Below are 16604 nucleotides of genomic sequence, written 5' to 3'. Positions count from 1 at the left end.
CATGCTGGCCGAACACCCCCCACCCGAAGCGAAGCGAGGCGTGGCGTCCTTTCCCTGCCGTGTGCGGCGCCTCGCGTGCTGAGGCAAAGAGCGGAAAAGAGGGCCCCCTGTCTGAGGATCGCCTTAAGGCGATCCGAGTTGGGGCCCGGCCGCTCTTTGCCTCAGCACGCGAGGGGGTTTTAAGCCGCACCCGGCGCGCCTTCTTTGCCTACTTTCTTGGCAAGACAAGAAAGTAGGTCGGCTCCCCGCAGGGGAGTCGAAACAGGCTTTTGCCTCGCACACCGACATCGCCCCAACCAAAGCACCAAGTCACGAGAGCCGAAACAGGCCGTTGCCACGCAAACCGATATCACCAAAAAGCAAAAAGACCCTACTTCACTCCAGATACCGCTCCACCAACCTCGTCCAATACGCCGCCCCCACCGTCAACAACGCATCATTGAAGTCATAACCCGCGTTGTGCAGCAAAGGCTTGCCCACCCCATTCCCCAACCGCACGAAACACCCCGGCCGCTGCTGCAGGAAGTAAGCAAAGTCCTCACTGCCGGCCACGCGCGCGCAGGGCGCGACCACCTTGTCCGGCCCGACCAGTTCCTCCGCCACCTGGCGCGCGAATTCGGTCTCGGCCTCGCTGTTGACCAGCACCGGATAACCACGCTGGTAATCGATCTCGGCGCTGGCGCCGTAGCTTTCGGCCTGGGCCGTGACGATCTGGCGGATGCGGCTCTCGAGCGCGGCGCGCACTTCGGGCGAGAAGGAGCGCACGCTCAGTTCCATGCGCGCGCTGTCGGGAATCACATTGGCGGCATGGCCGGCGTGCAGCGTGCCGATGGTGACCACGGCGGTTTCGTTGGGATCGATATTGCGGGCCACCACGGACTGCAGCGCCATCACCAGGCTGCCGGCCACCAGGATCGGGTCGACCGACTGGTGCGGGCGGGCGGCATGGCCGCCCTTGCCGCGGATGGTGATGACCACGGTGTCGCAGGCGGCCATCAGCGGGCCGGTGCGGAACATGAAGGTGCCGGTCTCGACCCCCGGATGGTTGTGCAGGCCGAAGATGGCATCGCAGGGAAAACGCTCGAACAGGCCGTCGGCCAGCATCCGTTCGGCGCCGCCGCCGGCGCCGATTTCCTCGGCGGGCTGGAAGATCAGGTGCACGGTGCCGCGGAAGCGGCGCGTGCGGGCCAGCTGGCGCGCCGCGCCCAGCAGTACGGTGGTGTGGCCGTCGTGGCCGCAGGCGTGCATGCGGCCCGCGTTGGCGCTGGCGTAGGGCAGCCCGGTGAGTTCCTGGATCGGCAGGGCATCCATGTCGGCGCGGATGCCGATGCTGCGCCCGCCCTCGCCGCTGCGCAGGGTGCCGACCACGCCGGTGCCGCCGACGCCGCGTGTCACCTCGTAGCCCCAGGCTTCCAGGCGGCTGGCCACCAGTTCGGCGGTCTGCAGTTCCTGGAAAGCCAGCTCCGGGTTCTGGTGGATGCGGTGGCGGATGGCCTGCAGCTCGTCGCGGCTGTCGAGCGTGTCGCCCAGCTCGCAGTAGCGGCGGTGGCGCGCCAGGGCCTGCTGCAGCGGGGGACCGTCAGGGATATCGGTGGCGGGGGCGGGGGTGTTGCGAGTATTGCGCTCGAGAAGCGTCTCGAGCTCGGGGGCGTGTTCCGACATGGCGATGCTCTTTCTGACGAGACTTGTGAACACAGTATTTCACGCTGAAATCGCCAGGGGAATGCCGCGGCCCGCTTTCTATCCGATTGGGGCGCATCCGATGCCGCGACTGTTGCGGCCGCGGCACGCTTTGTGTGGAAACCTCAGGCTTTGTGTGAAAACGTTTCGCTGCGGAACTTGCCCGGGCCCGGCGGCCGGGTGGGAAACCCGGCCGGCCGCGGCCTCAGAGTTCGCCGTAGGCGACCACGCCCTGGCGCTGCTCGCCCAGGCCGTCGATGCCCAGGCGCATGGTGTCGCCGGCCTTGAGGAAGCGCGGCGGCTTGAAGCCCATGCCCACGCCCGGCGGCGTGCCGGTGCAGATCAGGTCGCCGGGGTGCAGCGTCATGAAGCGGCTGACGTAGCTGACCAGCGTGGCCACGTCGAACACCATGGTGGCGGTGCTGCCCTGCTGCACACGCTCGCCGTTGACCTCCAGCCACAGGCCGAGCGCCTGCGGGTCGGCCACTTCGTCGCGGGTGACCAGCCAGGGGCCGACCGGGCAGAAGGTGTCGCAGCCCTTGCCCTTGTCCCAGGTGCCGCCGCGCTCGATCTGGAACTCGCGCTCGGAGACGTCGTTGACCACGCAGTAGCCGGCCACATGCTGCAGCGCCGACTCGCGCGCCACGTTGCGCGCGGTGGTGCCGATCACCACGCCGAGCTCGACCTCCCAGTCGCTCTTGACCGAGCCGAAGGGCAGCATCACAGCGTCGTCCGGACCGTTCAGCGAGCTGTTGGCCTTGAGGAACACGATGGGCTCGGCCGGCAGCGGCATGCCCGCCTCGGCGGCGTGGTCGGCATAGTTCAGGCCGATCGCCACGATCTTGCCGATGCCGCTCCAGGGCACGCCGAAGCGCTCGCCCTCCACCACCGGCAGCGCGCCCACGTCCACCTGCGCCAGCCGGGCCAGCCCGGCCGGCGACAGGTCGGCCGCGCCGATCCCGCCGGTCACGCCCGACAGGTCGCGCACGCGGCCCTCGGCGTCGATCAGGCCTGGGCGCTCGGCGCCGGGCTTGCCCACTCGTACTAGTTTCATCGTTGTCCTCGGTTGTCGTTGGCCAGGCGTCGGGCGGGCTCGGACAAGCTGCGCTCGACCACGCTCAGCACTTCTCTTGCGGTGTTCTCGGAATGGTGGCGCAGCACCGCGGCCAGCCGCGGGCGGCCGGGCTCGCGCAGCGCGGCCATGATGGCTTCGTGTTCCTCATGCGATTCCTGCCAGCGCAGGGTGTCCGCGTTGGCGGCGCCGCGCGCGCGGTGCACCTTGCTCATCAGCGCGGCATAGATGCCGGCCAGCACCGGGTTGGCGGCACCGTCGATGATGACCTGGTGGATCTCCTGGTTGATGCGGAAGTATTCGGTGCGCCGCCCGGCGGCGTGGGCTTCGACCATGGCCTGGTGGCGCCGCTCCAGCTTGGCCAGCGCGGCCTCGGACAGCCGCGCGGCCGCCAGCTCGCCGGCCAGCGCCTCCAGCCCGTGCAGGGTCTCGAAGGTGGCGCGCAGTTCGTCCAGGTCGAGCGGCGCGACGCGATAGCCGATGTACTGCCGGTGCAGCACCAGCCCCTCCGCGACCAGCACCTTGAGTGCCTCGCGCAGCGGCGTCTTCGACACATCGAACAGTTCGCAGAAGGCGCGCTCGTCGACGCGGGCACCAGGCGGCAGCTCGCCCTCCTCGATCATGGTCCGCAGCCGGGCGGCGATTTCGGCCGACATGCCGAGCGTGCGCAGGCGCGGGGTGGAAGCAAGCGTTTGTGTCACAGACATCACCAAAAGGGGGACAGACGGGGCGAATGCACCAGCGCAAGGCTATCACACACCAAAAATGTGCGCTTGCATCATAATAAAATCAGTAACTTACATAGATTGTAATTACAGATTACGTATCCTATACTCCGGCCTGTTGCGCGACACCCATTCCATAACAGCCCCCTTCCACCCCAAGGAACCTAGGAGACAAACGTCATGCAAACCACCAGCCGGGCCGGCGCGCTCGCGGAGACCAGGAGCTCCGTGCGCTGGAAGATCTTCCTGATGATGCTGTTCCTCATCGCGATCAACTACATCGACCGGGCCTCGCTCTCGGTGGCGATGCCGCTGATCGCCAAGGAATTCGACCTCAGCCCGACCATGCAGGGCCTGATCCTCAGCGCCTTCTTCTGGACCTATGCCCTGATGCAGGTGCCCGGCGGCATGCTGGCCGACAAGTACAAGCCGCGCATCGTGATCGCCACCGCCACCGTGTTCTGGGGTGCCTTCCAGGCCCTGGCCGCGGTCTGCACCAGTTCCACCGCGCTGCTGCTGACGCGCCTGGGACTGGGCGCGGCGGAAGCGCCGATATACCCGGCCGGCGGCAAGCTCAACGCGATCTGGATGACGCAGAACGAGCGCGGCCGCGGCGCCACCCTGCTCGACGGCGGCGCGCCGCTGGGCGCGGCGCTGGGCGCCATCCTCATCACCTGGCTGATCACCGCGCTGGGCTCGTGGCGCCTGTCCTTCGTGGTGGCCGGCGGCGGCACGGTGCTGGCCGGGATGTGGGCCTGGTACTACATCCGCAACCATCCGCGCGAACACAAGGGCGTCAACGAGATCGAGGCGAAGTACATCGAGGAGGCCCAGGCCAGCGAGCACCGCGCCGAACCCGCCAACCTGTCGGGCCGCTCGCTCGACTTCTTCAAGTACCGCTCGGTGTGGTGCATGGCGCTCGGCTGGATGTGCTTCAACACCGTGTTCTACGGCCTGCTGACCTGGATGCCGAACTACCTGAACAAGGTGCACGGCTTCGACATCAAGGCCATGGGCGGCGCCAGCTTCATCATCTTCTTCTCCGGCTTCGTCGGCGAACTGATCGGCGGCTGGATCGCCGACAAGTGGAAGGCCGCCGGCGGCTCGCCCAACCGCGTGATGCGCACCCTATTCGGCATCGCCGCGGTGGTGGCCACCGTGTCGATCTTCTCGGTCGCCTACGTCAAGGACGCGGTGGTGGTGGTGGCGCTGCTGTCGTCCACGCTGTTCTTCCTGCGCTGGTGCGGCCTGTTCTGGTGCATCCCGTCCATCCTCGGCACCCGCGACAAGGTGGGCTTCCTCGGCGGCGTGATGAACCTGGGCGGCAATATCGGCGGCATCTCGGTGCCCATCATCGTCGGCATGATCGTGCAGTACACCGGCTCCTACTTCCTGGCGCTGATGTTCTTCGCCGCCGCCGGCGTGGGCCTGCTGATCGCCTCGACCGCCATCGACTACGAGAAGAAGCTGCCGGTGTGACGCCGCGCCGGCCACGGCCGGCGCCCCCCGGCACCTCCACGACAGAGACAACGACAAACGCGGCGGCGCGGCCCTCCCGGCCGCGACCGCGCGCCACCTCCTGAGAGCAGAACCATGAGCAAACCCATCCGCCTCGGCATGCTGACGCCGTCCTCCAACACCGCGCTGGAACCGATCACCAGCGCCATGGTGAGCGGCCTGCCGGGTGTCAGCGCGCATTTCTCGCGCTTCACCGTCACCGAGATCTCGCTGCGCGACCAGGCCCTGGGACAGTTCGACCTCGACAAGATCCTGGGCGCGGCGCAACTGCTGGCCGATGCGCGCGTCGACGTGATCGGCTGGAACGGCACCTCGTCCGGCTGGCTCGGCTTCGAGCGCGACGAAGCGCTGTGCCGCCAGATCACCGAGGCCACCGGCATCCCCGCCACCACCTCGGTGCTGGCGCTCAACGAGATCCTCGACAAGACCGGGGCACGCCGCTTCGGCCTGGCCACGCCCTACCTGGCCGACGTGCAGCAGCGCATCGTCGCCAACTACGCGCGCAGCGGCTTCGACTGCGTGGCCGAGCGCCACCTCGACCTGCACGTCAACTACAGCTTCGCCGAGGTCGAGGAAGCCACCATCGCGCGCATGGTGCGCGAGCTGGCGCAGACGCGTCCGCAGGCCATCACCACCTTCTGCACCAACCTGCGCGCGGCCCACCTGGTGGAAGCGCTCGAGGCGGAGACCGGCATCCCGGTGTACGACACCATCGCCACCGTGGTGTGGAAATCGCTGCGCCTGGCCGGCGTGGACACGCGCGCGCTGGCCGGCTGGGGCCGGCTCTTCCGCGAAGTCGAATAGGCCCGCGCCGCAGACAGGCAACGACAGCAACAGGAGACCAGACCATGCCCGCCCACGACACCCTCGATCTCGTCATCCGCAACGCCGACGTGGTGACCGCATCGGACCGCTTCCAGTGCGACATCGGCGTACGCGACGGCCGCATCGCGGTGCTCGGCCACGACCTGCCGCGCGGCGCGCGCGAAGTGGATGCCACCGGCCTGCTCGCGCTGCCCGGCGGCGTCGACGGCCACTGCCACCTCGACCAGCCGATGCCCGACGGCCTGCGCATGGCCGACGATTTCTTCACCGGCACGCGCGCCGCCGTGTGCGGCGGCACCACCACCGTGATCCCCTTCGCCGCGCAGGAGAAAGGCGGCTCGCTGCAGGCCGCGGTGGACGACTACCACCGCCGCGCCGAAGGACGCGCCGTGGCCGACTACGGCTTCCACCTGATCGTCGCCGACCCCACGCCGAAGGTGCTGCGCGAGGAACTGCCCGCGCTGATCCGCCGCGGCTACACCTCGTTCAAGGTCTACATGACCTACGACGACCTCAAGCTGTCCGACCGCGAGATGCTGTCGGTGCTCGAGGTGGCCAAGGAGAACGGCGCGCTGGTGATGGTGCACGCGGAAAACGCCGACTGCATCTCCTGGCTCACCGACAAGCTGATCGGCGAAGGACGCATCGCCCCGCGCTTCCACGGCCTGGCCCGCCCGGCCGCGGTCGAGCGCGAAGCCACCCACCGCGCCATCACCTTCGCCGAACTGGTCGACGTGCCCATCCTGATCGTGCACGTCTCCGGCCAGGAAGCCATCGAACAGATCCGCTGGGCCCAGGGCCGCGGCCTGCGCATCCTCGCCGAGACCTGCCCGCAATACCTCTACCTGACCGCCGATGACATGGGCCTGTCCGGCGACCATGGCTATGAAGGTGCCAAGTGCGTGTGCAGCCCGCCGCCGCGCGACTTCGAGAACCAGGCCGCGGTCTGGCGCGCGCTGGCCGGCGGCGTGTTCAGCGTGTTCTCCTCCGACCACGCGCCCTTCAACTACGACGACCCGGCCGGCAAGCAGCCTGGCGGCGAACGCCCGTCCTTCGACCATATCCCCAACGGCGTGCCCGGCATCGAGACGCGGCTGCCTCTGCTGTTCGACGGCATCGCGCGCGGCAAGCTGACACTGCACCAGTTCGTCGCCCTGACCTCCTACCGGCCGGCGCGGCTGTACGGCCTGTACCCGCGCAAGGGCACCATCGCGGTCGGCGCCGATGCCGACATCGTGCTGTGGGACCCGGCGCGCAAGGTGCGCATCGCCAATGCGGAGCTGCATCATGCGGTGGACTACACGCCTTATGAGGGGATCGAGGTGACCGGGTGGCCGGTGCACTGTTTCTCGCGGGGCGAGATGCTGGTGGAGGGGGGGAGGTATCTGGAGCCCCTGGCGGGGCGGGGGAGGTTTTTGGCGGCGGGGGTGCCGGTGATGGATTGAGGGGGTTCGATGCTTGGTTCGAGCGGTGTCGGTTTGCGGGGCAACGGCCTGTTTCGGTTCTCGTGACTTGGTGCTTTGGTTGGGGCGATGTCGGTGTGCGAGGCAAAAGCCTGTTTCGACTCCCCTGCGGGGAGCCGACCTACTTTCTTGTCTTGCCAAGAAAGTAGGCAAAGAAGGCGCGCCGGGTGCGGCTCAACACCCCCTCGCGTGCTGAGGCAAAGAGCGGCCGGGCCCCAACTCGGATCGCCTTAAGGCGATCCTCAGACAGGGGGCCCTCTTTTCCGCTCTTTGCCTCAGCACGCGAGGCGCCGCACACGGCAGGGAACAGACGCCACGCCTCGCTTCGCTTCGGGTGGGGGGTGTTCGGCCAGCGAGCTGGCCGAACACGAAGGCTCAACCAGCCAAGCCAGCATGCAAGAGCAAGCCCGCTCGCATACCAACGGTTTGGCCTTTCCCTCCCGTGTGCGGCGCCTCGCGAATGGGCCCCGGCCGCCGATGAAGCCCGTCCGCTGTCTGAGCGGCCGCAGGCCGCGAGTTCGGACGGGCGCGGCGGCCGGGGCCCATTCGCGAGGGGGGGTCGCCGCACCCGGGTCGCCTTTCTTTGCCTACTTTCTTTGGCGAGACAAAGAAAGTAGGTCGGCTCCCCGCAGGGGAGTCGAAACAGGCCGTTGTCTCGCAAACCAACACCGCCCGAACCCACACGACAAGCGTCAAGTCACGAGAGCCGAAACAGGCCGTTGAATCGCAAACCGACACCACCCGAAACCAAGCCCAAGAACACCAGCAAACCAAGCCCCCAAACAAAACAAGGAGCCCCCATCATGCAACTCCTCATCATCAACCCCAACACCTCCCAATCCGTCACCGACCTGATCGAAGCCGAAGCCAGGCGCAGCCTCTCCCAAGGCACCCGGATCACGATGGCCACCGCCCCCTTCGGCGTCGCCTACATCGAAACCCGCTTCGAAGCCCTGGTCGGCGGCTACGCCACCGCCTGCGCCGCCGCCGAGCATGCGGGCCGCTTCGACGGCCTGGTGGTGGCGGCCTTCGGCGATCCCGGCCTGGCCGGGCTCAAGGAGCTGTTCGACGTGCCGGTGGTCGGCATGACCGAAGCGGCGCTGGCCAGCGCCTGCCTGCTCGGCCAGCGCTTCTCCATCATCGCCATCTCGCACCGCATCGAAGCCTGGTACCGCGAATGCGTGGCGGCCAACGGCCTGACGTCGCGCCTGGCGAGTGTGCGTTCGCTGCAGGAGCCGCTGCGCGACATCGGCAGCGTGCAGCAGGACCACGCCGCACGGCTGGAACAGTTGAGCCTGCAGGCGGTGCGCGAGGATGGCGCCGATGTGATCATCGTCGCCGGCGCACCGCTGGCGGGTCTGGCGCGCGAGCTGAAGGAGCGCATCCCGGTGCCGGTGGTGGACGGCGTGTCGAGCGCGGTGCGGCATTGCGAATCGCTGGTCGCGCTGGCGCCGCGCGGTGCGCGCGAGGGCAGTTTCGCGCGGCCGCCGCGCAAGCCGAACGTGGGCCTGCCGCCGGCGCTGGCGCGCCTGCTGGACTGAGGGACTGAGGGACTGCGGGATCGACCGATCGTGCCGCTGGCCACGGCGGCACGGGCCTGTCCTGCGCTACCCGGCGTGACGATCCGCCCTCCCTATTCGGGCACGGCAATGCGCGCGGCCAGATGCGTCACCACCGCGGCGATGCGGCGCAGGTGGCGCGACTCGGGATGGGTCAGCAGCCACAGGTCGGTCTCGCAGGGCTCCAGCGCCGGCGTCAGCGCCACCAGGTGCGGGCTGCGCGCGGCGATGGCCAGCGAGATCACGCCCGCGCCCAGGCCGGCCGCCACCGCTTCGGCCAGGCTGCCGATGCTGTTGACACCGTACTGCGGCACCACGCGCGGCAGGTGCTTGCGGCGCCAGCGCACCGAGGGATGCTCGGGCAGCGCCTCGTCGGGCCCGATCCACGGCAGCGCCGACAGTGCGGCAGCGTCCCAGCCGGGCGCCGCCGCCGCGCCGTCCTGCTGCGCCGGCAGCGGCGCGACCTGCTCGGCCAGCCCGCGCGCGGCGAACACGGCCACGCGCAGCGGGCCGAGGCGGCGGCCGATCAGGTGCGGCGGCGGCTGGCGCGTGGCGCGCACGGCGATGTCGGCATCGCGCCGGCTCAGGCTGGCCAGTTCGTTGGTGGCCGCCAGCTCGAAGCGCAGGCCGGGATGGGCGCGGCCGAAATCGCTCAGCGCAGGCAGCAGCAGCGCATGCAGCACGGTGTCGGTGGTGGAGATGCGCACCAGGCCGCTCAAGGTGCCGGCGCTGCCCGCGGCATGGCCGCGCGCGGCCTCCAGCTCGGCCTCGATGCGCTCGGCATGCTGGGCGAACTGCTGCGCCAGTTCGGTGGCCAGGTAGCCCGCGCGGCTGCGCTCGAACAGGCGCCGGCCCAGCCCCTTCTCCACCCGTTGCAGCACGCGGAACACGGTCGAGGCGTCGACCCCGAGGCGGCGCCCGGCCTCGGCCAGCGTGCCGCCGCGCACCAGCGCGAGCACTGCGTCGAGGTCGGCCGGCGTCAGCTGGTATTGCGAGTTTGCAGCCATGATTTGCGGCGATGCGCATTGCGATTGCGGGCCCGCAATCCTAGACTGCTCCGGTTGCCGCCACAAGCCCGGCCACCGGAACAGGCGCCGCCCCTGCCGTGCACGCGCGCCACCGCTCCGCCAATCAACGCCAACCGGAACCCGACATGAAGCTCTACTACACGCCCGGCGCCTGCTCGCTCGCCACTCACATCGCCCTGCGCGAGGCCGGCCTGCCCTTCACGCTGGCCCGCGTCGACCTCGCCACGCACAAGCTGGCAGAGCCCGAGAACGGCAGCGACGATTTCTATGCCATCAGCCCGCGCGGCTACGTGCCGCTGCTGCAGCTCGACAACGGCTCGCGCCACACCGAGGGCGTGGCCCTGCTCGAATACGTGGCGGACCGCGTGCCCGAGCGCGCCCTGCTGCCGGCGCCCGGCACGCCCGAGCGCATGGAGGCGGTCGGCTGGCTGGCGCTGGTGGCCACCGAGCTGCACAAGGTGTTCAGCCCCTGGCTGTGGCACAAGGAAACCGCCGCCAGCACGCGCGAGGACTGCAAGGCCAAGCTGGCGCTGCGCTTCGCCGAGCTCGACGCGCACCTGGCGCGGCGCGAATACCTGATGGGCGATACCTTCACGGTGGCCGACGCCTACTGCTTCACCGTGGTCAACTGGGCCAATATGCTCGGCCTCCCGCTGGGCGCCTATCCCTCGCTGCAGGCCTACCTGGCGCGCGTGGCGGCCCGCCCCAAGGTACGCGAGGCGCTGGTGGCCGAGGGCCTGGCCAAGGACTGAAGCGGAGCGCGTGCCGGCGCCGGCCCTGGCCTCAGTGGGCGCCGGGCACGCGCGGCACCCGGTAGTGCTCCTGGGTCAGCAGGTCCAGCCCGCAGGCCAGCGAGCCCACCCAGTCGATGAAGCGCGCCACCATCGCCTTGCCGCGCAGCGGCGGGCCGTGCTGCGGCACGATCCATTCGATGTCCAGGCCGCGCGCCATCCCGGCCCACAGCCGGCAGGCGCGGTTGCCGCTCATGTAGCGCTGGTGGAAGGGCAGCATGGCGGCGACGTGGGCATCGAAGTCGGTCACCACGGTGCCGGCCTCGGCCGCGCTGGTCATGGCCGCGCCCAGGTCGCCCGAGAACAGGATCTTGCTGACCGGGTCGTAGAACTGGAAGTTGCCTTCCGAATGCAGGAAGTGGGCCGGCACCGCCAGCAGGTGGCAATGCCCGAGCGGGATGGCGGCGCCCGGGTCGGGCAGCGTGACGATGCGCCCGGCGGTCTTGCCGGCCTGGCAGAAATGCGGCAGGAAACGGGCCCACACGCGCGAGATCAGCACCTTGCTGTCGGACGCGGTCAGCCAGCGCCCGACCGAGGCGACGATGTCGGGGTCGGCGTGCGAGGCCAGCACGTAGTCCAGCTGCTTGGGCGGGAAGTAGCGGCTGATGGCGAGATAGAGCTCGCCGTAGGTCATGTGGCCGCCAGGGTCGATCAGGGCGCCGTGGCCATGGTCCACCACCAGGAACTGGTTGGTCTGCACGACCTCGCCGTGCTCCTCCTCGACCAGGTCGGCGAACATCAGGCAGCTGTGCCCGTCCGCCTCGTAGAGCGTGATTGCCATCGTCTCGCTTCCTCGCCCGCGCCGCCTCCCCGGGGAACGGCGCCGACGGGGGCGGCCGGTGGCGCGCAAAGCGTCGAGGCTAATGCGGCGGGCGCGGCGCCGGCTTGACGCAGGTCAAGCGGCGCGCGCGGCGGCCGCGCGCGCTATCGCGATGCGTCCAGCAACTGCTCGATGCGGGCGACGAAGGGCGCCTCGTCGGGCTTGGTCAGGCTGTTGAAGCTGGCCACCACCCGTCCGTTGCGGTCGATCAGGTATTTGTAGAAGTTCCACTTCGGCGCGGTGCCGGTCTCCTTGGCCAGCAGCGCATACATCGGATTGACCTCGCTGCCGCGCACATGGCTCTTGCCCAGCATCGGGAACTTGACGCCGTAGGTGTTGTAGCAGAACTCGGCGATCTCCTTGGCCGAGCCCGGCTCCTGCGAGAAATCGTTGGAGGGGAAGCCGAGCACCACCAGGCCGCGCTCGCGGTATTTGCTGTACAGGGCTTCCAGGCCTTCGTACTGCGGCGTGAATCCGCAATAGCTGGCCGTGTTGACCACCAGCACCACCTTGCCGGCGTACTGGCAGAGATCCTGCGGCGCCTCGTCCTGCAGGCGCGGGAAGCGGAAGTTCAGGGCGGCGGGACAGGCGCCCGGACGGGCGCCGGCAGGTGCGGCCGCGGGCTGGTCCGCCGCCGCGGCCGCACGCGGCAGCGCGGCGGCGGCCAGGGCCAGCAGGGTGGCGCCGAGCAGGACCGGCAGGCTGGCGGCGGGCGCGGCGCGGCGCGCGCGCGGCAGGGCAAGGGGGAACGCGTGCATGGCGGGGGCTCCGGAAGTCGGTTTGCCCTGTAGTGTATGCCGGCCGGTGCGCGGCCGCGCAGGAGGCAAGGCGCGCCAGGCAGCCGCGACGGCGCCGCGCGCCGCCCGCCTCACTCCATCGCCAGGGTGGCGGCGTGCTCGGTCACGCTGCTGCGCAGTTCCACGTCGGGACCGCGGCGCGCGATCAGCAGGGCCAGCAGCGCGGCGGCGGCGCCGGCGGCGAAGATCAGGTGGAATCCGGAGGCCACTCCCGCGCCGAGCGCGTCGCGCACGGCCGGCGCAAGCTGCGCCAGCGCCTCGCTGCCGTGGCGCAGCGCGCCCAGGTCCAGTTCGGCCGGCAGTCCGGCCGCGGCCTGGGCCCGGCGGAACTCCAGCGTCAGCAGCGTGCCGGCCAGCGCGCCGCCGAAGGCGCTGCCGAGCGAGCGCAGCACCAGCAGGGCGCCGGTGCCGGCACCCATGTCGCGGCGCTCCAGCGCGTTCTGCACATTCATCAGCGTGCCCACCATGGCCACGCCGAGGCCGACACCGGCCACCACCATGGCCAGCAGCACCACCGGCAGCGGGATCGTCGCCGGCACCACGGCCAGCACGGCCAGGCCCACCACGGCGGCGGCCAGGCCCGCCACCAGCAGGCCGCGCAGGCGGCCCAGGCGCGGCGCCAGCCAGGCCACGATGAAATTGCCGGCCACCGTCGCCAGCAGGAAGGGCACCACCAGCAGGCCGGACAGCGAGGCGTCGGCGCCGCGCACCAGCTGGAACTGCAGCGGCAGGGCGAAGATGCACAGGAAGATGTCGAGGGCGGCCAGCGCCGAAGCCGCCGCGCCCAGCACGTAGGCACGGTTGGCGAACAGCCGCGGCGGCAGCATCGGATCGGCGGCGCGGCGCTCCTGCCAGGCCAGGGCCGCCAGCGCCGCCAGCGTGGCCAGGGCGAGCCCGCCCATTTCCGGCGACAGCCAGTCGAACAGGTCGCCGCCCCAGCTCATGGCGAGCAGGAAGGTGACGATGGCCACCGTCAGCAGCATGGCACCCAGCCAGTCGACGCGCAGCCGGCCGCCGGCGCGCGGCAGCGCCAGCCGCGCCAGGCCCCGGTGGCACATCAGCATGGCCAGCAGGCCGAGCGGCACGTTGATCCAGAACAGCCAGCGCCAGGACATATGGTCCGACACCCAGCCGCCCACCAGCGGCCCGGCGATCGACGCCACCGCCCACACCGTGGCCAGGTAGCCCTGGTAGCGGCCGCGCTGGCGCGGCGCCACCACGTCGGCGATGGCCGCCTGCGCCAGCGACATCAGGCCGCCGCCGCCCACGCCCTGCAGCGCGCGGAACAGGATCAGCTGTCCCAGCGACTGCGCCATGGCGCAGGCCACCGAGGCCAGCATGAACAGGGCGATCGCCGCCAGCAGCAGGCGGCGCCGGCCGAAATGGTCGGACAGCTTGCCGTACAGCGGCGTGGTCACCGTCGACACGATCAGGTAGGCGGTCACGATCCACGACAGGTGGCCGAAACCGTTGAGGTCGGCGGCGATCGCCGGCACCGCCGGGATCACCACGGTCTGGTCGAGGGCGGCCAGCAGGATGCACAGCACGATGCCGCCGATCACGCGCATCACGGCCTGGTGGTCGTGCACGGGCGCGGCGGACTCCGCGGCTGGGGCGGAGGGGGAGGAAGACGTTGACATCGGGGGAACTGCCGTCAAGATGCAGCCAACGGCTGCGAAGGCATGGCGAGACGCGGGATCTCCCGCCCGCCGGCGCATCCGGGTGCGGATACGGTGGCGCTGGCCGCCTGCTTATTCAGTGAACGCATAATTATATGCGTGCAGCGGCTATCGCGTTGGTACCAATCCGGGCGGATGGATGGTGCCACGGCATGGGCTGGGCCGTGCCATCGCCAGGCGGGAGCGCGCGGCCGCGCTGGCACAGCGCTTGCTCGCCCTGTGGCGTAACCGACGCGCCGGCTTCCCGGCCCTCACAGGAGACCCCATGACGCTCACCCGCCGCCGCCTGCTGCAATGGTCCGCCGCGCTGGCCGCCGCCCCCCTCGCCGCCTGCGGCCGCAAGGAAGACGTGCCCGCCGCGGCGCCCGCCTCCGCCTCCGCCGCCGAGGCCGCGTCCGCGCCTGCTGCCGCGGCCGCCGTCACCGGCAAGCCGCTGGAGATCGGCTTCGTCTACCTCGGCCCGGTCGGCGATGCCGGCTGGACCTATGCCCACGAGCGCGGACGCCAGGCCCTGATCGAGGCCTTCGGCGACCGTATCCGCACCACTTACGTGGAAAACGTGCCCGAAAGCGGTGCCGAGGCCGAGCGCGTCTTCCTCGATCTCGCCAGCCAGGGCAAGCAACTGATCTTCGGCACCAGCTTCGGCTACATGGAACCGATGCTGAAGATCGCCAGGCAATTCCCCGAGGTGCGCTTCGAGCACGCCACCGGCTACAAGACCGCGTCCAATCTGGGCGTCTACGCCGGCCGCATGCACGAGCCGGCCTTCCTGGCCGGGGTCATCGCCGGCCAGATGACGCGCAGCAACGTGCTGGGCTTCGTCGGCGCGGTGCCCATCCCGGAAGTGATCCGCAATATCAATGCCTTCACGCTGGGCGCGCGCGCCGTCAACCCGAAGGCGGTGGTCAAGGTGGTCTGGGTCAACAAGTGGTTCGACCCCGGCAGGGAGCGCGAGGCGGCGGAAGCGCTGGCCGCCCAGCACGCCGATGTGCTGATCCAGAACACCGATTCGCCGGCCGTGCTGCAGTACGCCGAGGAAAAGGGCCTGCGCGCCTTCGGCTGGGACTCCGACATGTCGCGCTTCGGGCCCAGGGCGCACCTGGCCTCGGCGGTCTTCAACTGGGGCGTCTATTACAAGCAGACCGTGGGCGACCTGCTGGCGGGCCGCTGGCAGCCCGCCACCACCTGGTGGGGCATCAAGCAGGAGATGAACGACCTGGTCTCGCTCGACGACAAGCTGCCGGCCGCGGTCCGCGCCAGCCTGGCCAGCCATCGCCAGGCCATCGTCGCGCAGGGCAATGCCGCCATCTTCCGCGGCCCGCTGCAGGACAACACCGGCAAGACCGTGCTCGCCGCGGGCGCCAGCGCCGACGACGCGGCCTTGCTGGCGATGAACTATTACGTGGCCGGCGTCGAAGGCAGGATCCCGTCATGAGCGCACACCCGCAAGACCGTCCGCAAGACCACCCCCAAGCCGCCCCGCAACATGCCGCGGTGGCGGCCGGCCAGGACGCCACCGGCCCGGAACACGATCAGTGGCACCCCGTCCTCGCGCTGGAGCACGCCGATGGCGACGGCCCCTATCCCGTGCGCCTGCTCGAGCGCGACCTGGTGCTGTGGCGCAATGCCGATGGCTGGCATGCCTGGGACGACCGCTGCCCGCACCGCGGCGCCGCCTTCACGCTGGGCCGGGTACAGGACGGCCTGCTGCGCTGCGGCTACCATGGCTGGCGCTTCGAGAGCAGCGGGCGCTGCACGCGCTATCCCGCCCATCCCGGACTGGTGCCCGCCCCGCGCGCCTGCGCCGTCACCCATGCGGTGCGCGAGGCCTACGGCCTGCTGTGGGTGCGCCTGGCCCGCGCCGGCGACGGCGCAGCGCCGCCCCCCGCGCTGCCGCCCTTTCCCGAATCCGGCGCAGCGGGCTGCCGGCAGGTCATCGCCGGACCCTACGATGTCGCCACCTCGGCCCCGCGCCTGGTGGAGAACTTCCTCGACATGGCCCACTTCGGCTACGTCCATGACGGCTACCTCGGCGATCCCGAGCACACCGAGGTGCCGCCCTACGAGGTCGAGGCCAGCGGCGACCCGCGCGCGCCCGACGCGCTGCGCACCATCGGCTGCCGCGCCTGGCAGCCGCGCTCGCATGCCAGCGCCGAGGGCGGCGCCATGGTCGAGTACGAATACCGCGTGGTGGCGCCCTATACCGCCGTGCTGACCAAGGTGCCCGACCTCGGCGACGACCACCGCGCCGCCATTGCGCTGTTCATCTGCCCGCGCGAGCCGGAGGCCAGCCGCGTGTGGTTCGTCATGTCGCTGGTCAGCGAGGACGACGACGCCAGCCTGCGCGCCTTCCAGGACACCATCTTCCTGCAGGACCAGCCCATCGTGGAATCGCAGCGGCCGCGCCGCCTGCCGCTGGCCACCGGCGTGGAAGTGCCGCAGCCGGCCGACCGCATGGCGAGCGCCTACCGGCGCTACCTGGCGGCGCACGGGGTGCGCTTCGGCACGCTGCCCTGAAGCCGGCCACGAGCAGGCGGCGGCGCGGCGCAGCAGAAGACGAAACGCGGGACGGGGCGAAGCACGAAAGACGAAAGACGGAAGACGGAGGTGTGAAAGAGCGGCAGGCGGGAAGGAACCGGCGGGACCC

General features: G+C 70.2%; 14 protein-coding genes. 7 read left to right on the top strand and 7 right to left on the bottom strand.

Going from position 1 to position 16604, the window contains the following annotated elements; genetic code table 11:
- Positions 1-375: 375 nt before the first annotated feature.
- The 3 genes from BKK80_RS02125 to BKK80_RS02115 form a co-directional block, all read right to left on the bottom strand.
- Positions 376-1662: a M20 aminoacylase family protein gene (locus BKK80_RS02125; RefSeq protein ID WP_071068547.1), complete on the bottom strand. Its 1287-nt coding sequence runs from the start codon at positions 1660-1662 to the stop codon at positions 376-378.
- A gap of 223 nt (positions 1663-1885) precedes the next feature.
- Entirely contained in the window at positions 1886-2734 is an 849-nt protein-coding gene (locus BKK80_RS02120) for a fumarylacetoacetate hydrolase family protein (RefSeq protein ID WP_071010658.1), read from the bottom strand.
- Positions 2731-3459, bottom strand: coding sequence for a GntR family transcriptional regulator (locus tag BKK80_RS02115; protein ID WP_071068546.1), 729 nt, complete (start codon positions 3457-3459; stop codon positions 2731-2733). The genes BKK80_RS02120 and BKK80_RS02115 overlap by 4 nt, the downstream gene beginning before the upstream one ends.
- Positions 3460-3657: 198 nt before the next feature.
- Here BKK80_RS02115 and BKK80_RS02110 point away from each other — a divergent pair, with 198 nt between their 5' ends.
- From BKK80_RS02110 to BKK80_RS02095, 4 genes are all read left to right on the top strand, one after another.
- Entirely contained in the window at positions 3658-4956 is a 1299-nt protein-coding gene (locus BKK80_RS02110) for an MFS transporter (RefSeq protein ID WP_071010656.1), read from the top strand.
- 114 nt (positions 4957-5070) lie between these two features.
- Positions 5071-5799 carry a maleate cis-trans isomerase family protein gene (locus tag BKK80_RS02105; RefSeq protein ID WP_071010655.1) on the top strand — a complete coding sequence of 243 codons (729 nt, stop codon included), beginning with the start codon at positions 5071-5073 and terminating at the stop codon, positions 5797-5799.
- Positions 5800-5843: 44 nt separating this feature from the next.
- A complete protein-coding gene (hydA, locus tag BKK80_RS02100) occupies positions 5844-7265 on the top strand; it encodes a dihydropyrimidinase (RefSeq protein ID WP_071010654.1) in 1422 nt (473 codons plus the stop codon).
- An 821-nt stretch (positions 7266-8086) separates the two neighbouring features.
- Entirely contained in the window at positions 8087-8824 is a 738-nt protein-coding gene (locus BKK80_RS02095) for an aspartate/glutamate racemase family protein (RefSeq protein ID WP_071010653.1), read from the top strand.
- A gap of 92 nt (positions 8825-8916) precedes the next feature.
- Here the strand turns inward: BKK80_RS02095 and BKK80_RS02090 are convergent, their stop codons facing one another.
- A complete protein-coding gene (locus BKK80_RS02090) occupies positions 8917-9849 on the bottom strand; it encodes a LysR family transcriptional regulator (protein WP_071010652.1) in 933 nt (310 codons plus the stop codon).
- A gap of 146 nt (positions 9850-9995) precedes the next feature.
- On the opposite strand from BKK80_RS02090, the gene gstA reads away from it, so the two are divergent.
- Positions 9996-10622 (top strand): glutathione transferase GstA, encoded by a 627-nt coding sequence (gstA, locus tag BKK80_RS02085; RefSeq protein ID WP_071010651.1) that lies wholly within the window; start codon positions 9996-9998, stop codon positions 10620-10622.
- Positions 10623-10653: 31 nt separating this feature from the next.
- On the opposite strand, the gene BKK80_RS02080 is transcribed toward gstA, so the two are convergent.
- The 3 genes from BKK80_RS02080 to BKK80_RS02070 all read right to left on the bottom strand — a co-directional run bounded on the left by BKK80_RS02080 (position 10654) and on the right by BKK80_RS02070 (position 13846).
- A complete protein-coding gene (locus BKK80_RS02080) occupies positions 10654-11442 on the bottom strand; it encodes an oxygen-binding di-iron domain-containing protein (RefSeq protein ID WP_071010650.1) in 789 nt (262 codons plus the stop codon).
- Positions 11443-11585: 143 nt separating this feature from the next.
- Positions 11586-12239 (bottom strand): glutathione peroxidase, encoded by a 654-nt coding sequence (locus BKK80_RS02075; protein WP_083383906.1) that lies wholly within the window; start codon positions 12237-12239, stop codon positions 11586-11588.
- A gap of 110 nt (positions 12240-12349) precedes the next feature.
- Positions 12350-13846, bottom strand: a complete 1497-nt coding sequence (locus tag BKK80_RS02070) for an MDR family MFS transporter (protein WP_071038492.1) — start codon at positions 13844-13846, stop codon at positions 12350-12352.
- Positions 13847-14222: 376 nt separating this feature from the next.
- Here BKK80_RS02070 and BKK80_RS02065 point away from each other — a divergent pair, with 376 nt between their 5' ends.
- The gene (locus BKK80_RS02065) at positions 14223-15392 is read left to right on the top strand and encodes a BMP family ABC transporter substrate-binding protein (RefSeq protein ID WP_071068545.1); all 1170 of its coding nucleotides are present in this window, start codon (positions 14223-14225) and stop codon (positions 15390-15392) included.
- Positions 15389-16474, top strand: a complete 1086-nt coding sequence (locus BKK80_RS02060; protein ID WP_084084633.1) for an aromatic ring-hydroxylating oxygenase subunit alpha — start codon at positions 15389-15391, stop codon at positions 16472-16474. Before BKK80_RS02065 ends, BKK80_RS02060 begins: the two co-directional genes overlap by 4 nt.
- Positions 16475-16604 lie beyond the last annotated feature (130 nt).

Origin of the sequence: Cupriavidus malaysiensis (assembly GCF_001854325.1) — a bacterium.
GTDB lineage: Bacteria > Pseudomonadota > Gammaproteobacteria > Burkholderiales > Burkholderiaceae > Cupriavidus > Cupriavidus malaysiensis.
Note: the sequence above shows the minus strand (reverse complement) of the source record. Positions and strands in the feature narration are given on the sequence as shown.